The organism is Methylophaga sp., assembly GCF_009711715.1.
GTDB lineage: Bacteria > Pseudomonadota > Gammaproteobacteria > Nitrosococcales > Methylophagaceae > Methylophaga.
This window is the reverse complement of the sequence record NZ_VENF01000009.1, coordinates 312,825-328,307: the sequence shown is the minus strand read 5'-3', so window position 1 is coordinate 328,307 and position 15,483 is coordinate 312,825. Positions and strand designations below refer to the sequence as shown.

Sequence of the window (15,483 nt, the reverse complement as noted above, 5' to 3'; positions counted from 1 at the left end):
GACGCATCTTAATTAAAATTCAGCCCAGCACTTTCTTGACTGTGGCCAGCAACTGTTCCGGATTAAACGGCTTAACCAGCCAGCCGGTTGCACCTGCTGCACGACCTTCCTGTTTTTTATCAGGCCCGGCTTCAGTGGTCAGAACCAGGATAGGGGTGAAACGATAATTCGGCAGTTGACGTAACTCACGGGTCAGAGTCAGGCCGTCCATGACCGGCATATTGACGTCGGTCAGTACCAGATCGTAGGTATTCTGTCTGGCGATTTCGAGGGCGTGTTTACCATCTTCCGCATCGGTCACCACATGCCCAGCACCTTTAAGCGTAAAAGCGACCATTTGTCGCATTGAAGCAGAGTCATCTACTGCCAATATGTTTGCCATAACAATGTCACTCCTTTTTACGACTCAAGCCGGTCTCAGCTATTCTGACGATAAAATGCGCCCATGCCCAATATATCGACTGCATCACAAAAAACCTTACTGGGTTCTGACCAAATCGTCACCAGCCCCTGCGCTCTTGCATCACGCTGGAAACTGTAGAAAAGCTGTAAAGCAGCGCTATCAATACGCTGCAGTTGACTGACATCAATATTCACTGCCTGACCTTCTACCATTGCGGCCAGTAACTGCGCATAAATCTCTGCGCATTGGGCAATGGTCAATTGTTCGCCGCATTGAATGTCACTGATGCTGTTCATGCGTATATCTGTTCACTGAGGACTAAAACAAGGACGACACTGTCCGATGACCGTCTACGATTGCTGATGCCAGTTGGACTTGGTCTGCGTATAGGAAGTGCTTTGTGTCGGCGTAAATAGCGGAAGTGGCGTGGCAGGGTTGTCAGCCTTATGCTGATCATCTTGTTGTTCTGCAACCATCTCATCGCTCCTTTGCCGATTTCAGTCAGACACACACTTTAGCGCCTGGCTATTACTTACCGTTATCGGCAGTAAAGAGAAAAGGATGACTGCTTTTTTAGCCATTTTCAGCGAGCGAAAGTATTTCCAATCAGCGTCAGTCACGCCGTGAACGCAACCACATGGCATTGGTATGTTCATCATTTTCGCGCTGTTCCCGACGTTGCTGTTTGACGTTTTCATCAGCGCGGTAACGGGCCATCAGGGAATCCAGCGCCTGTTCCTTATTACGCGCCTGAAGCCAGTTCTGTTGCTGGCGATCAAGCACCTGCCGGCTCTGATTGACCTGCATTTGCTGGGCATGAATTGCCTGGTCAAGTTGCGCCAGAAAACCGCGTAGATCGAGGGCTTTTTTGGCTGACATCTGCATTGGATCGCCTTGACGGAAGCGGGACAGATATTCCTCCCGGTACTGCATCAGATCGTCCAGCTGACTCTGCTCCCGCTGCAGTACGGCGTTATGCTCACCCAGTTTGATGAGCTCCGACTCGGTAGCCTTACGGGCCATATCAATCACAGGATCCAGTTTCCGTGTTCGACTCATAATCCGCTCAATTCACCGTTTGTCCAGTCGATAAATTTAGAAACGCCGGTTGCCCTCTACGACAGCCGGTGTCTGATTCTGTCCCTGACGGGGCTGAATTTTCAGCTGTTTACGCATCTCTGTTACTTGCTGCAAACGCTGCACACTTTGTTGCCAGTTTACAGCCTGATCCATGCCTTGTCGCAACAATTGCAACAATGCCGGATACATCGCAATGGCTTCATCAATTAGTGGATCACTGCCTCGGCTGTAGGCGCCGACACTAATCAGATCCTGGTTCTGCCGGTAGGTCGAGTAAATCTGTTTGAACTGCTGCGCCCGTTGCAGGTGCTCGGCATCAACAACCTGCGGCATCACCCTGCTGATGGAGGCTTCCACATCGACCGCCGGGTACTGGCCGGATTCTGCCAATTGGCGTGACAACACAATATGGCCGTCGAGAATGGCACGGGCCGCATCAGCGACCGGGTCCTGCTGATCATCGCCCTCGGTGAGCACAGTATAAATCGCTGTAATCGCCCCCCCGCCGGCCGGACCATTTCCAGCACGCTCAACTAACTGCGGCAACAACGAGAACACGGAAGGCGGATAGCCTTTGGTTGCCGGCGGTTCACCAATCGCGAGAGCGATTTCACGCTGCGCCTGGGCAAAACGGGTCAGTGAATCCATTAATAGCAGGACCTGTTTGCCCTGATCGCGGAAGTATTCAGCAATCGAGGTCGCCAGCATGGCCCCGTGCAAACGCATCAAGGGAGAATGATCAGCCGGGGAAGCGACGACAACAGCGCGGGACAGCCCCTCTTCCCCCAGAATATCTTCAATGAATTCCTTGACCTCACGGCCACGCTCACCGATGAGGCCAACGACAATGACATCGGCTTCGGTAAAACGGGTCATCATACCCAGCAGCACACTTTTACCCACGCCACTACCGGCAAACAGCCCCATACGCTGACCGCGGCCGACACTGAGCAGGGCATTAATACTCTGTACACCAACATCCAGATGCTTGCGCACCGGAGACCGTGCCAGCGGATTCACTGGCTCCCCATGCAACGGCATTTTATCTCTGACTTTAAGCGGGCCTTTGCCATCCAGGGGTTTGCCGGCACCATCCACGACGCGGCCGAGCATGCCTTCACCAACCGGCACCTGAGAATCACTGCGGATAGGACGCACTCTGGCGTTGGGTACCAGACCACGCATATCGCCGGTCGGCATCAGATATAGGGTTTCACCGGCGAAACCCACGACTTCGGCTTCAATCGGTTTCTGGCCACCGCCTAACACTTCGCAGCGACTACCGACCGGTGCCTGAAAACCAACGGCTTCCAGGGTCAGGCCGACCATCCGGGTCAGACGACCTTCCACCAGCACATCGTTGCTGATATCACTATCGAGACGCTGCTGATATTCCTGCAGTTTTTGTTGCCATAACGGTTGCCGGTTATTCGCCGCCATCCGCCTCTCCCCGCTCTTCGCCCAGCAGCCTGCTGATGACACTGTTAAGACGAGCCTCAACCGTCGCATCGACAGTGGTATCGGCGGTTTCCAGCCTGACGCCGCCACGGGTCATCAGAGGATCTTCAATCCACTGACGGGTGTTATCCTCGCCTTCCATCGACAAGCCTTTCTGAATGATAGAAAGATCGTCCGGGTGGACATAGATTCGGAGTTTACGGTCACTGACCGGCAGGGCCTGCAGGGCGGCACGCATTGCCCCGATGACATGCTCCGGTTCTTGTTTGAGTTCGCGCCGCAGCAACTGACGAGTCATGGTAATCGCCAGATTGACCAAATCCTGTTCGATCTGATGATCAAGTTCTGACAATGGTTGCTCGAGATTAACAAGGATCTGCTGCAAGTAGCTCAATTGCTGCTGAATATCTTCCTGACCGGCTTGCTGCCCGGCTTCAAAACCGGCCTGATGACCTTCTTCAAAACCGGCCTTGTAGCCTTCTTCCTGTGCCTGCTGCTGCAAGGCTTCAATGGCTTTGACATCCAGCATGCTGCCATCACCCTCAACATCGCTGACCGACACCATGCGCGGAGCTTCCCAGCGTTCGAAGGCATTGGACAGTTCTTCGGCCGATAGAATATCAGTGTGCCTGGTAACCAGCGTATCGTCAGATGTAGTCATCGCCGGCTCCACCGCCCAGCATGATTTCCCCTTTATCGGCCAGGTTACGTGCTGTGGTCAGAATCGCTTTCTGGGCACCCTCTACATCACTGAGTCTGACCGGCCCCATTGCCTCAAGATCATCACGCATCATTTCAGCGGCACGTTGTGACATATTGCTGAGGAATTTTTCTTTCAGCGTCTCATCCGCCCCTTTGAGTGCCAATTGCAGCTGATCGGTTTGTATCTCACGCATCAGGGTCTGAATGCTGCGATCATCGACTTCATTCAGGTTGTCGAATACGAACATCAGATCTTCAATGTTCTGCCCCAGATCCGGCTCAGACTCTTTGATCTTGTCCATGATCGCGGCTTCACTGGTACTATCGAAAAAGTTGAGAATGTCCGCTGCGGTTTTCAGCCCGCCGACGGTGGTGGTCTGAGCACCGGCATTGCCACTGAATTGTTTTTCCAGAATTTCATTAAGCTCGGTCAACGCCGAAGGCTGTACCCCATCCAGCGTCGCAATGCGCAGCAGGATGGTTGACTGGTCCCTTTCCGGAAACAATGACAGCACTTCAGCGGCCTGATCAGCATCGAGAAACGAGCAGACAATGGCAACGATTTGTGGATGTTCCAGCCGGATCACTTCATAGATCCCGCGGGGGTCCATCCACTTGAGCTGTTCCAGGCCATTGGTATTACTGCCGGAGAGAATCCGGTCCAGCAAGCTGCCGGCACGGTCTTCACCCAAAGCGCCGACCAGCATTTTCCGTACGTAGTCATGCGAACCGATACCGAGACCGGTTTCCTGTTCTACCGTGGTGACAAAATTACCGAGGACATTCTGTACTTCCTCGCGGGTCACATTCTGCAGCGTGGCCATTGCCTGACCGACGCGCTGCACTTCTTTCGGGCTCATGTGCTTCAGCACTTCTGCTGCATCGGCTTCGCCGATCGAGCGCAAAAAGACTGCTGCTCTCTCAGTACCGCTCAGTTTTCTGACTTCTTCGGCCATCAGGCATCACTCGCTGTCCAGTTCTTGACCACTTGTGCCACCAGCGCGGGGTCTTGCTGCACCAGGCTTCGAACATTACTTAATTGCTCTTCCAATTGGTCCGAGCCTTTGGCAAGTTTAGCAATCTCCTCACTGCTGACGCCACTCTTGTTGGACAGCGCCTGCTGAGCGGCCAATTCAGCTGCAGCATTGTTGCTGGCCTCTGCCGGTACTTTGCTCATATCTCTGAATGCGGGGCGGATCACACCAAAAATCAGGAACAGGACCACCAGCGCCCCGGCTGCCTGCTTGGCTACGGTCCAGACCCAGGCCTGCTCCCAGATCGGTTTTTCCGGCAGCGGCTCAATATTTTCCGGCGCAGCAAAAGCGGCATTGACAATATTCAGACTGTCACCGCGAGCCTGGTTGAAACCGATCGCATCCGTCACCAGCGCATTGATACGATTCATTTCCGCTTCCGTTAAAGGCGTGGAGACGACATTACCTTCGGCATCAACGCTGCGGCGTTCATCCACCAGCACGGCCACGCTCAGCTTTCTGACTTCGCCGGGTGCCGCACGGGTGTGACTGATAGTGCGATCCAGTTCGAAATTACGGGTTGCGCTCTTGGTTGATGACTCAGGACGCGGGGCAGGTATCGGGTTACCTTCTTCATCGACGTTGGCCGTCTCTTCCGGCGCCACACCGCCACCCGGTGGCTGATTGGTCAATGCACCGGGCACACCGACTGCACCGGTTGAGCCAACACGGGCTTCCTCGCGGATCTGTTCACTGCGCAGCGCTGCCATGTCCGGGTTGTAGCTTTCCTGGGTCTGTTCGGTCATGGTGAAGTCAATATCGGCTACCACCTGAGCACGAACGCCGTTCATGCCTACAATCGGGGTCAGGATGTCTTCAATCCGGCTGATATACAGCTGCTCCACTTTCTGGGTGTATTCCAGCTGACTGTCGCTCATCGCAATACCGGCTTCACGTTCAGGCTGGGTCAGCAGATTCCCGCGCTGGTCAACCACAGTGACATCCGCATTGGTCATATTAGGCACGCTTGAGGCGACCATATGGGTGATCGCGTTGATATGGCCTTTTTCCAGTGTCCGGCCCGCATACAGGTTAACGACAACGGAAGCGGTCGGATCTTTGCGATCACGAACAAACACCGATTGTTTGGGAATGGCCAGGTGAACACGCGCACTCCTGACGTTATTGAGTTCAGAGATAGAACGTGACAGTTCCTCTTCCAGTGCCCGCTGGTAGCGCGCACGCTCGATAAACTGACTGGTGCCGAAACCCTGATCCTGGTTCAGCATTTCCATCCCCTGCGAAGTACTGCGGGGCAGGCCTTCTGCTGCCAGTCGCATCCGCAGGTTCTGTACTTCACCCGCCGGTACCATCAGGGCGCCTGTGGCAGGATCCAGTTTATAGTCGACACCCATCTGCAGGAGCACATCGACCACTTCGGTCGATTCCTGCGGCGCCATATCGGAAAACAGCACCTGATAGGACGGCGTTTGTGACCACATCAGTACCCAGCCGCCAACAGCGATGCTGGCCGCAATTGCCAGCAGAAACAGCATCTGTTTGACCACTGGCTGACGGGTAAGATTGTTCTGCATTGCTGCCAGCGGCGTGGTAGGCCGCGCAGCAGATGCGTTCATATTGGCTTGATTGGCAGTGGTGGCCGGTGCGTTTTCCATGGCTTTCTCTAATTCAGACTAAAGGCTATTAAATCGACATGCGCATCACTTCCTGATACGCCTCTACCATTTTGTTACGAACCTGCAGGGTCGCCTCGAAAGCCACACTGGCCTTTTGCGATGCAATCATGACATCAGCTAGATTGACGTTGGGGTCTCCCATCTCAAAAGCGGTTTTCAGATCGCCTGAGCTTTGTTGCAACTCATTAACCTGGCCCACGGCATTCTGCATCACCTTGGAGAAATCCACCCGGTCACTGTTCTGGCCCGGCTGGGTCGCTGCCGGTTGGACATTGTCATTGGCCTGGGCCTGCATGGCTCGCATCTGGGTCAACAGCTGGTTAGGGTCAATCGCGTTAATCATGAATCTCTCCCACGGGAATAAAAAGTAGCTAGCAAAAGTTTCAAAAGTCTATGCAGACTTCTTGCCAGTTTTGTCAGGAATATCGACGCCCTGATCGCGGAAACGGGCAATCTTATAGCGCAGCGTACGTTCACTGATGCCCAGCTCTCGGGCGGTCAAGCGGCGGCTGCCCTGATTTTTTTCCAGCATGTCGAGAATATGACGCTGTTCCTGGCTGCGCAGATCCTGGCCGTCAGCTATCGCGGTGAAAGTGGAAGCCACTTCCACCGTGACTGGGTTTTGTTCTGCTCCGGACAGCGTTTCAAAGGCAATATCATCACCACTGAGCGTTTCCCCGCTTTGCAGAATCAGCGCCCGTTGCAGCACATTATCGAGTTCACGGACATTACCGGGCCAGCTGTGTGACAACAGCTTGTCACGGGCAAACTGATCCAGCACCGGCGCCACCCGACCATTCTGGCTGGCATGTTTGCTCAGCAGGCGCTGAGACAGAGCCAGAATATCGTCACGGCGATCCCGCAATGGCGAAATCTGCAATGGGAAAACATTCAACCGGTAGAACAAATCCTCACGGAAACGGCCGGCTTTCACCTCGTCGCGCAGTGTCCGGTTGGTGGTTGCCAGCACGCGAACATCCAGCGACAACACCTTGCGGCCACCGATGCGTTCGACTTCTTTTTCCTGCAATACACGCAGTAATTTGGCCTGCAGTGCCAGATCCATTTCCGAGATTTCATCAAGTAGAATCGTGCCATGATTCGCCTGTTCGAATTTGCCGGCATAAGCCTGGCTGGCCCCGGTAAAAGCGCCTTTTTCATAACCGAACAGGGTCGCTTCCAGCATGTTTTCCGGAATGGCGGCACAGTTAATTGCCACAAAGGGTTTATCGGCACGCGGAGAATGGTTGTGCAGATAACGCGCCAGCACTTCTTTACCGGTACCGCTCTCTCCGTTAATCAATACCGTGGCATCACTGTCGGCAACACGCTTGGCCAGAGCCTGCAATTCTCTTGAGACGCGGGATTCGGCCACCATATCGCTTTCTTCCTGCCCCAGCTGACTCACATAACGCTGCACCCTGGCCAGCAACTCATCGGCTTCGAACGGTTTGAGGAGGTAATCTGATGCGCCTTGATGCATGGCCTCCACCGCACTCTGTACAGTGCCGTAGGCGGTCATCATCACGACCGGCAAATCAGGCATCATCGCTTTGGCTTTTTTCAGTAGGGTGTGGCCATCCATCGGCTGCATCTGCAGATCACTCAGCAGCAGGCTGACCGGCTGACTGGCGATGGTATCCAAAGCAGACTGGCCATGTTCCATACCGGTCACCTGATAGCCGGCCAGTTCCAGCGTATCGCAAAGCGCCCCCCGCAGGTTGGCATCATCTTCTACCACCAGAATGGTTGACTGATTCATGAAACACTCTCCTGTTGAACTGCCGCAGTGGCATCGGCTTGAACTTGTGACTGGTAAACAGGCAGGCGCAGACCGAAGGTGCTGCCCTCGCCTTCATCGCTCTCAACCCAGAGCTCGCCTTTATGTGCCTTGGCTATCGATTGCACTACGGCAAGGCCAAGACCGGTGCCGTTGGCACGGGTGGTATAAAACGGGGTCAGGATCTTGTCACGGTCTGCCTCACTGATGCCGGGACCATTGTCCTCGACACTGAGATCTATCCAGGCCTGGTCATTATCTTCGACAAACTCGGCGAAAATGCGGATGTTACCCTCATCACCGCACGCCTGACGGGCGTTATTCAGCAAGTTATTAATGGCACTCGCCAGCGCGGCCTGACTGCCGTAGACATGACCATCATTGACGTTGTTATGAATGCTGATCTGAAACTGTTCGGATTGCGGTTGGGACTGAAACTGTTGCAGGACTTCATCAAGCAGCTCAGTAATCGCAACCGGAGAGGTTGAGGCCATACTGCCGCGGGAGAACGCCAGCATGTCACGTACCAGTTGCTCCATATGGGTCAGGCTGTGCTTTAGGCGTCCGGCAAAACGTTGTCTTACCGCAGGCTCACTGTCTTCTTTCAGCAGCGGGGCCAGGTAAAGCAGAGCGGATGACAATGGTGTTCTGATCTGATGTGCCAGTCGCGCGGCCACTTCGCCCATGGTCGACAGGCGTTGCAGGTGCGACACTTTGTTCTGCAGGGCACGGGTATCAGTCACATCCTGCAGCAGAATAATCTGGCCCGGCTCAGTCCCCATGGGGCTGGTGGAAATATGGACCAGACGACCATCACGTAATGACACGTCATGACCGTCTCCCGGCTGAGGGCTGAAAGCGCGATCGATAATATGAATCCAGCGTTCGCCGGAAAGCGGTTCACCCAACAAATCGATTGCTGCGGCGTTGGCTTCCTGCACAATACCCTCGCCATCAATCACCACCACACCGGCCGGTAATACCTCCAGCAATCGGCTGTGTCGATTTGCAAGACGATCGGCTTGCTGCTTGTCAGCACTGGTTTCACGCTGCCAGCTTGCTGAGGCAGGCTGCCAGAACTGCTCCGCTTGTTTCAGTGCTGAAGCTCGGCCAACCGGCGGACGCACGGTGTCAGTGGAAGAGGTCGATAGTTTCAGGTTCATTATTGCTGCTCCCTTTGGCTTTATGCCGTTCTAGCAGGAGTTAGCAATTACCGTGCCTGAAACTTTTTTACTTTGTTTACAACAACTTAGAATTATTTGTTATTTATCAGTCAAAAGCCCGACGCTCGTTGAGCCAGACTTATTCACCGTCGCGCTGAATACCATATTTGCGCATCTTCTCAACCAGGGTTGTGCGGCGCATTTTCAGCTTCTGTGCGGCATGGGCTACCACGCCAGCCGCTTCATCCAGCGCCTGTTTGATCAGCATGTATTCCAGATTGGCGAGATGCTCTTTGAGATCGAGCCCTTCTTCCGGCAGGGTTTCCAGTGATTCGGCAAGGTTTGCCTGACTTGTTTCCTCTTCAGGTTTCGCTAGTGTATCAGGCAGGTTACGGGCACTTTCAGCCTGCGGCACTGCGTTAATAATCGCTGTGATCTGCTCGGGCAGGGCGTCACCTTCTAGCTGGTATTTGGCAGGCAGATCATCGAAGTCCACCGTTCCGTAGGGATAGAGAATCACCAGCCGTTCGACAACATTCGCCAATTCCCGAACATTACCGGGCCAGGCATAGCGACATAGTGAAGTCATCGCTGCCTGTGTCAGATTAACCGTACCGCGGTTTTCATGTTCAATACGTTTTATCAGCTCATTGACCAGTAAAGGAATATCCTCGGGTCTTTCCCGCAGCGCCGGCATTTCAATTGGGAAGACATTCAGACGATAGAATAAATCTTCCCGGAAACGGCCTTCGCTGATATGAACTTCGAGGTTTCGATGGGTGGCAGCAATGACCCGCACATTGGCAGTCTGAGTTTTATTACTGCCTACGCGTTCAAACGTGCGCTCCTGCAATACCCGTAACAGTTTGACCTGCATCGGCAGCGGCATATCGCCGATTTCATCCAGAAACAGGGTGCCGCCCTCGGCCAGCTCAAAGCGGCCCTTACGGGCAGTGATAGCGCCGGTGAAAGCCCCCTTTTCATGACCGAATAATTCGCTCTCCAGCAGTTCACCGGGAATCGCACCACAGTTAACAGGTACAAAAGGTTTATCGCGGCGGCTTGAAAAATGATGCAGATTCCGGGCGACTACTTCTTTACCAGTGCCGGACTCCCCCAGAATCAGGACATTGGCCTCAGAGTCTGCCACCTGGTCAATCATGCGCTGAACCTGTTTGACAGCACGACTGTTACCCACCAGAGACCGGAACAGACTGCCATTGCTGGTCTCGTTACGCTGGGCTTCACCACGATAGATGGTGGCCTGTTGCAGCGCATTATTCAGTTGTGGGTATTTAATCGGAAAACGCAGCGAGCCAATAGTACCCGGAAACTCAATACTTTCACTGTCGGGCAGGTCGAGCGTAAAAACCGGGACGCGGGCTTCATGATTCACAAGCTCCCGCAGCAGTTGCTTGGTGGTATGGCGATTACCGCAGTCGCCGATAATGGCCATTACGATGTCATTGAGGTTGTCGATTTGATCGAACCAGACTTCAGGCTCATCGACGATCACCGGCTGACAATTAACAAATTCAATAAGGGTCGATAGCATCTCGCGCCGATCAGTGTCACCTTCCACTACCAGCACATGATTTCCACTCATACTTACTCCAGATTTCTTATCAGCTCGATGATATCGAATCGCTTATTTTCAAGCATGGAGTTAAGCATTTTTGCACTGCGATTGTCAAAAAAATGACAGGGCTAAATGTAAGGGTTTAGTCTATGGCTGGCAGCTTAACTTGACTGATACGCTGCCACCGCTTTGCGGTTTTGATTAAGACCACTAAGCTCTGTCTGCAAGGATTTTTGTGCCTTGCGGCAAAGCTGCTCAAGTTGTTGATTCTCGCTAATCATTATCTCAACTATGGTACGAGTATCCACCGTCTGATCCTGGGGATTGAGCGGGAAGCTCTGCTGCAGCAATTCTGACCGCTGTTGTTGAAATTCAGGCAGACCAGACCACTGGCCGGCCTCCGCCATTTGCAGCATGGTGCTGGTCAAATCTGCAGCACGTTGTAGTTGTGTGAGCTTGTTCCGAGCCATCAGTGATACTCAGCAGGAATATTGTCCCAGCCGGATTTCACTTCCTGTAACAGGGAAATCACTTCATCGATAATGGCCGGATCATTGTTGACGTTGGCCTCAAGCAGGCGACGGCCCATATATTCGTACAGAGAGTCCAGATTGGCGGCGATATCACCACCTTTGTCCGCATCCAGACTGGTGCGAAGTCCCTGGATGATATTCATTCCCCAAGTAATCTGGCGACTCTTTTCAGCAATTTCATTACGAACAATGCAGCCCTTGGCTGTGGCCAGCTTGGACAATGCGCCTTCCATCAGCATCTGGATAATTCGGTAAGGTGAGGCATAATTGACTTCGGACTCCACTGCCTTGCGACCGTAACCTTCCATTGCCTTTTTATTGATCATGGACTGCGTCATTTCAACGACTCCCCTCTATTGGTTTGCTGCCGGCAGTGCTGCCAGCTGTTGCTGAAGAAAATTACCGGTATTACTGAGCTCGCTGACCAGTGTATCCAGTGCGGTGAACTGGGAACGAATGCGCATTTCAACCATTTCCAGCCTGGCCTCCAGTCTCAGTTCATCATCTTCCAATCGCTCCAGTTGCGAACTGAGCCCTTCCTCACGGGCATCAATCAGACCGTTATTGGCGAGCCAGCCGTCAGCCAGAGACTCCAGCCGCTCGGCATAACCTTCCCCTTCTGCAGAGAACAGATTAACAAAGGAATTGAAGTCACTACTGAGCTTTTCAGTCACGGTAGCCTCATCAATTTCCATGACGCCCTCTTCATTGACTGAGACACCTGCCTCTATCAGGTATCTGAATGATGAGCCGTTAATCTCAGAACCGGCATTTAATACCTCCGACAAGGCCCGTTCGATGCTCAGCAGGGTGCTGTCCGCTTCCAGCTGACCGTTACGTTGTTTGTTGACCTCACTCCGCAGTGAATTGTAAGCCTCGGCAAACTGGTTGACCGCTTCAAGAATCGCTTCATCATCGCGTGTCACCTCCAGCGTCGCCGTACCAATACTTTTTGCTGTGAAGCTGATGCCGTCAACAGCATCGGAAATGGTATTGCTGCTGCTGGTCACCGTGAAACCGTCAATTTTCATGACCGCGTCTGTGGCTGTGGAAATGGTAGTAGCATAGTTGGTGCCACCTGAAACATACGTCAAAGCCGATAGTCCGGCATTATCACTGTCATTGCCGTCGCCATCACCGCTGACGGTTACTTGCAGCGCATTGTCTGTACCGGTTTCGTTGGAGGATAAAACCAGTCTTGCGCCATCATCACTGTTTACAATGGTGGCGGTGACGCCGGTGTTATCACTGGATTCGTTGATTGCTGTTCGGATATCGGCCAGCGTGTCGCCGGCGCCGACGGCAAGACTGAAACTTTCCGTACCGACTGACAGGTTGAGGGTGCCGCTGCCAACCGCTGTGGCACTGTCCGCAAACGGACCGAAGGCGATTTTGTCACGCTCTGCCAACGACTGAACGTCAACCGCATAGTTGCCGGCCAGTGCCTCGCTGCCGACAGTCGCGGTGAAAACGCTCTCGTTACTGGACGTTCCCTGAAACAGCTTGAAGCTGGAAGCACTGCCCAGGGAGGCCATGGCAGATTGAAATTCAGAGACTTTGCTTTTCAGCGATCCATAGGCGCTGATCTGCGCGTTGACTTGAGCCTGCTCGGCCTGCACCCGGTTAATGGGCCGCCGTTCCAGTGCCACTAACTGGCTGACAATGCTCTCGACATCAAGACCGGAACCAATGCCACCTGCTGTAATGCTAGCCATGTCCTATCTCCAAATTACTCTTTGCGGTCAAGTTTTACTGCAAATCCCGGGCCAATCAGACCTTGACTTCTAGTAAAAGTCCGCGATATTTATCCGCAGCGTTGCGGGCGTCAAGCAACTCCTGAGAGGGAATTTGCCGGACGACTTCATCTGTTTCAGAGTCAATTACCCTGACGACGGTATCTCCACTGTTTTCATCTACTGTGAACTGCAAACTACGATTGAAGTTCTGCATAAAGTCATTAAGCTCAGCGACCTTTTCCTGCAGTGCTTCAGCACGTTCTTGCCGCTGTTTTTCTTGTTGTTCCAAGCTTTTAGACGTGGCAGTAGCGGTTTGTTGCTTCTCTGACACGAGAAAAGCAGGACCCACATCTGTGGTGACCTGCTGCTTCGTTTCAGCTTGCTTTGGCAACGTCGGTAGGCTTGATTGCACTAATAATTCGTTATTAGCCATCTTACCTGCTCCTTGTTAATCGGAAAGTCCCGGAGCTGAAGCTCCGGGAGCCCGATTTTTCACCTTAACCCAGCAAACTCAGGGCTGCCTGTGGCAGGGTGTTCGCCTGAGCTAGGATGGATACACCAGCCTGCTGCAGGATTTGCGCACGGGTCAGGTTCGCTGTTTCAGCTGCAAAGTCCGCGTCTTCGATACGGCTACGGGCGGCAGTCAGGTTCTCTGCATAGTTTTGCAGGTTTGAGATGACCGCTTCGAAACGGTTCTGAACCGCACCATAAGTCGCACGGGCTTCGTTGACATCATCAATGTCACTACTCAGATTCGCCAGCGCAGCAGATGCAGCGGCAGTGGTTGATACATCCACAGTACCGGTAGCATCCAATGTTGCGTTGAAGGCGTTAATGCTTGACAGGTCATCCAGTGAGATAGAGATACGGTTATTTGAAGCACCGGAAGCACCTACCTGGAAGCCAACTGTACCACCACCGCTCAGCAGATCCACACCATTAAAGTTAGTCGTCGCAACGATGCGGGAAATTTCCTGAGTCAGCTGATCGACCTCAAGCTGCAGACCGGATGCATCACCAACGGTGTCATTAGACGCCTGAACCGCGATTTCACGAATACGTTGCAGGTTGTTGGCGATTTCACCCAGTGCGCCTTCTGCAGTCTGACCCAGAGAGATGCCATCACCAGCGTTACGAACCGCCTGATTGATACCACGGATATCACGGGTCAACTGACCGGCAACAAACAGGCCAGCCGCGTCATCTTTCGCGCTGTTAATACGCAGACCGGATGACAGACGTTGCAGTGAAGTATTCAGTGCATTTTGCGATTCATTCAGGTTTCTTTGAGCATTCAAAGAAGAAACATTGGTATTGATGATAAGTGCCATGACTTTCTCCTAACCGGCAGTACCCGTTTCTAAGTTGAGTACTGCTTGTTGACTTTGGCAGATATACATTGCTTATGTATTTACCGCCTCCGAAAACAATAACGGCAGGAGAAATTTTTTCTTTAATAAAAAATACAAAGAACTTTCAATGTCATGGCAACTCTGCAGTCAGACCCGTTTCATTTATAGACTCAATTAGCCCTGCAGCAGTGTCAGTGCATTCTGAGGCAAGGTGTTGGCCTGGGCCAGGATCGATGTACCGGCCTGTTGCAGAATCTGAGCACGGGTCAGTTTTGCCGTCTCGGCGGCAAAGTCGGCATCTTCTATCCGGCTGCGTGCCGCTGTCAGATTCTCAACATAATTCTGCAGATTGGAAATCACTGCCTCGAAACGGTTTTGTACCGCACCATAGGTGGCACGGGCACCGTTAACATCATCGATATCCGTACTCAGGCTGGCCAGTGCTGCTGAGGCCGCAGCAGTTGTAGATACATCAATGGTGCCGGTCGCAGTCAGATTTGCGGCAAAGGCGTTGATGTTAGTGATATCATCCAACGTAACGGAAATCTGGTTGCTGACATCACCGGACGCGCCCACATGGAAGTTAACGGTTTCACCGCCGCTCAGCAGGAATCGGCCGTTAAAGTTGGTGGTGGCTACAATGCGTGAGATTTCCTGAGTCAGCTGATCGACTTCTAGCTGCAGACCGGCGGCATTACCGACCGTGTCGTTAGAAGCCTGAACCGCAATTTCACGAATACGCTGCAGGTTGTTGGCGATTTCACCCAGTGCGCCTTCTGCAGTCTGACCCAGTGAAATACCATCTGCGGCATTACGGATAGCCTGGTTATTACCACGAACATCGCGGGTGATTTGGCCGGCAACAAACAGACCAGCAGCATCATCCTTGGCACTGTTGATGCGGAGACCGGATGACAGTCGCTGCAGTGATGTATTCAGATCGCTCTGAGACTCATTCAAATTGCGCTGTGCATTCAACGACGCAATGTTGGTGTTAATGATCAAAGCCATGACTTTACCCTCTTA

General features: G+C 53.0%; 18 protein-coding genes. All 18 read right to left on the bottom strand.

All coding sequences use genetic code 11. From position 1 onward, the window contains the following. Positions 1-19: 19 nt before the first annotated feature. Positions 20-382, bottom strand: coding sequence for a response regulator (locus FH755_RS07765; RefSeq protein WP_292440241.1), 363 nt, complete (start codon positions 380-382; stop codon positions 20-22). 35 nt (positions 383-417) lie between these two features. Further along, positions 418-699 carry an STAS domain-containing protein gene (locus FH755_RS07760; RefSeq protein WP_292440239.1) on the bottom strand — a complete coding sequence of 94 codons (282 nt, stop codon included), beginning with the start codon at positions 697-699 and terminating at the stop codon, positions 418-420. 54 nt (positions 700-753) lie between these two features. Next, positions 754-879 (bottom strand): hypothetical protein, encoded by a 126-nt coding sequence (locus tag FH755_RS07755; protein ID WP_292440237.1) that lies wholly within the window; start codon positions 877-879, stop codon positions 754-756. Positions 880-1,015: 136 nt separating this feature from the next. Then, positions 1,016-1,462, bottom strand: a complete 447-nt coding sequence (fliJ, locus tag FH755_RS07750) for a flagellar export protein FliJ (RefSeq protein WP_292440235.1) — start codon at positions 1,460-1,462, stop codon at positions 1,016-1,018. Positions 1,463-1,498: 36 nt separating this feature from the next. Continuing rightward, on the bottom strand, positions 1,499-2,923 hold the full coding sequence (fliI, locus tag FH755_RS07745) for a flagellar protein export ATPase FliI (RefSeq protein WP_292440233.1): 1,425 nt from the start codon (positions 2,921-2,923) through the stop codon (positions 1,499-1,501). Next, positions 2,910-3,602, bottom strand: coding sequence for a flagellar assembly protein FliH (locus tag FH755_RS07740; RefSeq protein WP_292440231.1), 693 nt, complete (start codon positions 3,600-3,602; stop codon positions 2,910-2,912). The genes fliI and FH755_RS07740 overlap by 14 nt, the downstream gene beginning before the upstream one ends. After that, a complete protein-coding gene (gene fliG, locus FH755_RS07735) occupies positions 3,589-4,599 on the bottom strand; it encodes a flagellar motor switch protein FliG (protein WP_292440229.1) in 1,011 nt (336 codons plus the stop codon). The genes FH755_RS07740 and fliG overlap by 14 nt, the downstream gene beginning before the upstream one ends. Continuing rightward, the gene (gene fliF, locus FH755_RS07730; protein WP_292440227.1) at positions 4,599-6,293 is read right to left on the bottom strand and encodes a flagellar basal-body MS-ring/collar protein FliF; all 1,695 of its coding nucleotides are present in this window, start codon (positions 6,291-6,293) and stop codon (positions 4,599-4,601) included. The genes fliG and fliF overlap by 1 nt, the downstream gene beginning before the upstream one ends. Positions 6,294-6,321: 28 nt before the next feature. Then, positions 6,322-6,657 (bottom strand): flagellar hook-basal body complex protein FliE, encoded by a 336-nt coding sequence (gene fliE / locus FH755_RS07725; protein ID WP_292440225.1) that lies wholly within the window; start codon positions 6,655-6,657, stop codon positions 6,322-6,324. Between the two features lie 48 nt (positions 6,658-6,705). After that, entirely contained in the window at positions 6,706-8,076 is a 1,371-nt protein-coding gene (locus FH755_RS07720; RefSeq protein WP_292440223.1) for a sigma-54 dependent transcriptional regulator, read from the bottom strand. Next, a complete protein-coding gene (locus tag FH755_RS07715) occupies positions 8,073-9,257 on the bottom strand; it encodes an ATP-binding protein (protein WP_292440221.1) in 1,185 nt (394 codons plus the stop codon). The genes FH755_RS07720 and FH755_RS07715 overlap by 4 nt, the downstream gene beginning before the upstream one ends. Before the next feature lie 139 nt (positions 9,258-9,396). Continuing rightward, positions 9,397-10,863, bottom strand: a complete 1,467-nt coding sequence (locus FH755_RS07710; RefSeq protein WP_292440219.1) for a sigma-54 dependent transcriptional regulator — start codon at positions 10,861-10,863, stop codon at positions 9,397-9,399. A 134-nt stretch (positions 10,864-10,997) separates the two neighbouring features. Continuing rightward, positions 10,998-11,306: a flagellar protein FliT gene (locus tag FH755_RS07705; RefSeq protein ID WP_292440217.1), complete on the bottom strand. Its 309-nt coding sequence runs from the start codon at positions 11,304-11,306 to the stop codon at positions 10,998-11,000. Next, a complete protein-coding gene (fliS, locus tag FH755_RS07700; RefSeq protein ID WP_292440215.1) occupies positions 11,306-11,707 on the bottom strand; it encodes a flagellar export chaperone FliS in 402 nt (133 codons plus the stop codon). Before fliS ends, FH755_RS07705 begins: the two co-directional genes overlap by 1 nt. A 15-nt stretch (positions 11,708-11,722) precedes the next feature. Beyond that, on the bottom strand, positions 11,723-13,084 hold the full coding sequence (gene fliD / locus FH755_RS07695) for a flagellar filament capping protein FliD (protein ID WP_292440213.1): 1,362 nt from the start codon (positions 13,082-13,084) through the stop codon (positions 11,723-11,725). 55 nt (positions 13,085-13,139) lie between these two features. Continuing rightward, positions 13,140-13,538 carry a flagellar protein FlaG gene (locus FH755_RS07690; RefSeq protein WP_292440211.1) on the bottom strand — a complete coding sequence of 133 codons (399 nt, stop codon included), beginning with the start codon at positions 13,536-13,538 and terminating at the stop codon, positions 13,140-13,142. Positions 13,539-13,602: 64 nt separating this feature from the next. Next, on the bottom strand, positions 13,603-14,436 hold the full coding sequence (locus tag FH755_RS07685; protein WP_292440209.1) for a flagellin: 834 nt from the start codon (positions 14,434-14,436) through the stop codon (positions 13,603-13,605). Positions 14,437-14,631: 195 nt separating this feature from the next. Beyond that, on the bottom strand, positions 14,632-15,468 hold the full coding sequence (locus tag FH755_RS07680; protein WP_292440207.1) for a flagellin: 837 nt from the start codon (positions 15,466-15,468) through the stop codon (positions 14,632-14,634). Positions 15,469-15,483 lie beyond the last annotated feature (15 nt).

Bases quoted from the DNA above. Each gene is read 5' to 3' on its own strand.
- FH755_RS07760 (WP_292440239.1), bottom strand. From the start codon at position 699: ATGAACAGCATCAGTGACATTCAATGCGGCGAACAATTGACCATTGCC.
- fliD (WP_292440213.1), bottom strand. From the start codon at position 13,084: ATGGCTAGCATTACAGCAGGTGGCATTGGTTCCGGTCTTGATGTCGAG.
- fliG (WP_292440229.1), bottom strand. From the start codon at position 4,599: ATGGCCGAAGAAGTCAGAAAACTGAGCGGTACTGAGAGAGCAGCAGTC.
- fliJ (WP_292440235.1), bottom strand. From the start codon at position 1,462: ATGAGTCGAACACGGAAACTGGATCCTGTGATTGATATGGCCCGTAAG.
- FH755_RS07710 (WP_292440219.1), bottom strand. From the start codon at position 10,863: ATGAGTGGAAATCATGTGCTGGTAGTGGAAGGTGACACTGATCGGCGC.
- FH755_RS07705 (WP_292440217.1), bottom strand. From the start codon at position 11,306: ATGGCTCGGAACAAGCTCACACAACTACAACGTGCTGCAGATTTGACC.
- fliS (WP_292440215.1), bottom strand. From the start codon at position 11,707: ATGACGCAGTCCATGATCAATAAAAAGGCAATGGAAGGTTACGGTCGC.
- fliE (WP_292440225.1), bottom strand. From the start codon at position 6,657: ATGATTAACGCGATTGACCCTAACCAGCTGTTGACCCAGATGCGAGCC.
- FH755_RS07720 (WP_292440223.1), bottom strand. From the start codon at position 8,076: ATGAATCAGTCAACCATTCTGGTGGTAGAAGATGATGCCAACCTGCGG.
- FH755_RS07740 (WP_292440231.1), bottom strand. From the start codon at position 3,602: ATGACTACATCTGACGATACGCTGGTTACCAGGCACACTGATATTCTA.
- fliF (WP_292440227.1), bottom strand. From the start codon at position 6,293: ATGGAAAACGCACCGGCCACCACTGCCAATCAAGCCAATATGAACGCA.
- FH755_RS07685 (WP_292440209.1), bottom strand. From the start codon at position 14,436: ATGGCACTTATCATCAATACCAATGTTTCTTCTTTGAATGCTCAAAGA.
- FH755_RS07680 (WP_292440207.1), bottom strand. From the start codon at position 15,468: ATGGCTTTGATCATTAACACCAACATTGCGTCGTTGAATGCACAGCGC.
- FH755_RS07765 (WP_292440241.1), bottom strand. From the start codon at position 382: ATGGCAAACATATTGGCAGTAGATGACTCTGCTTCAATGCGACAAATG.
- FH755_RS07755 (WP_292440237.1), bottom strand. From the start codon at position 879: ATGGTTGCAGAACAACAAGATGATCAGCATAAGGCTGACAACCCTGCC.
- FH755_RS07690 (WP_292440211.1), bottom strand. From the start codon at position 13,538: ATGGCTAATAACGAATTATTAGTGCAATCAAGCCTACCGACGTTGCCA.
- FH755_RS07715 (WP_292440221.1), bottom strand. From the start codon at position 9,257: ATGAACCTGAAACTATCGACCTCTTCCACTGACACCGTGCGTCCGCCG.
- fliI (WP_292440233.1), bottom strand. From the start codon at position 2,923: ATGGCGGCGAATAACCGGCAACCGTTATGGCAACAAAAACTGCAGGAA.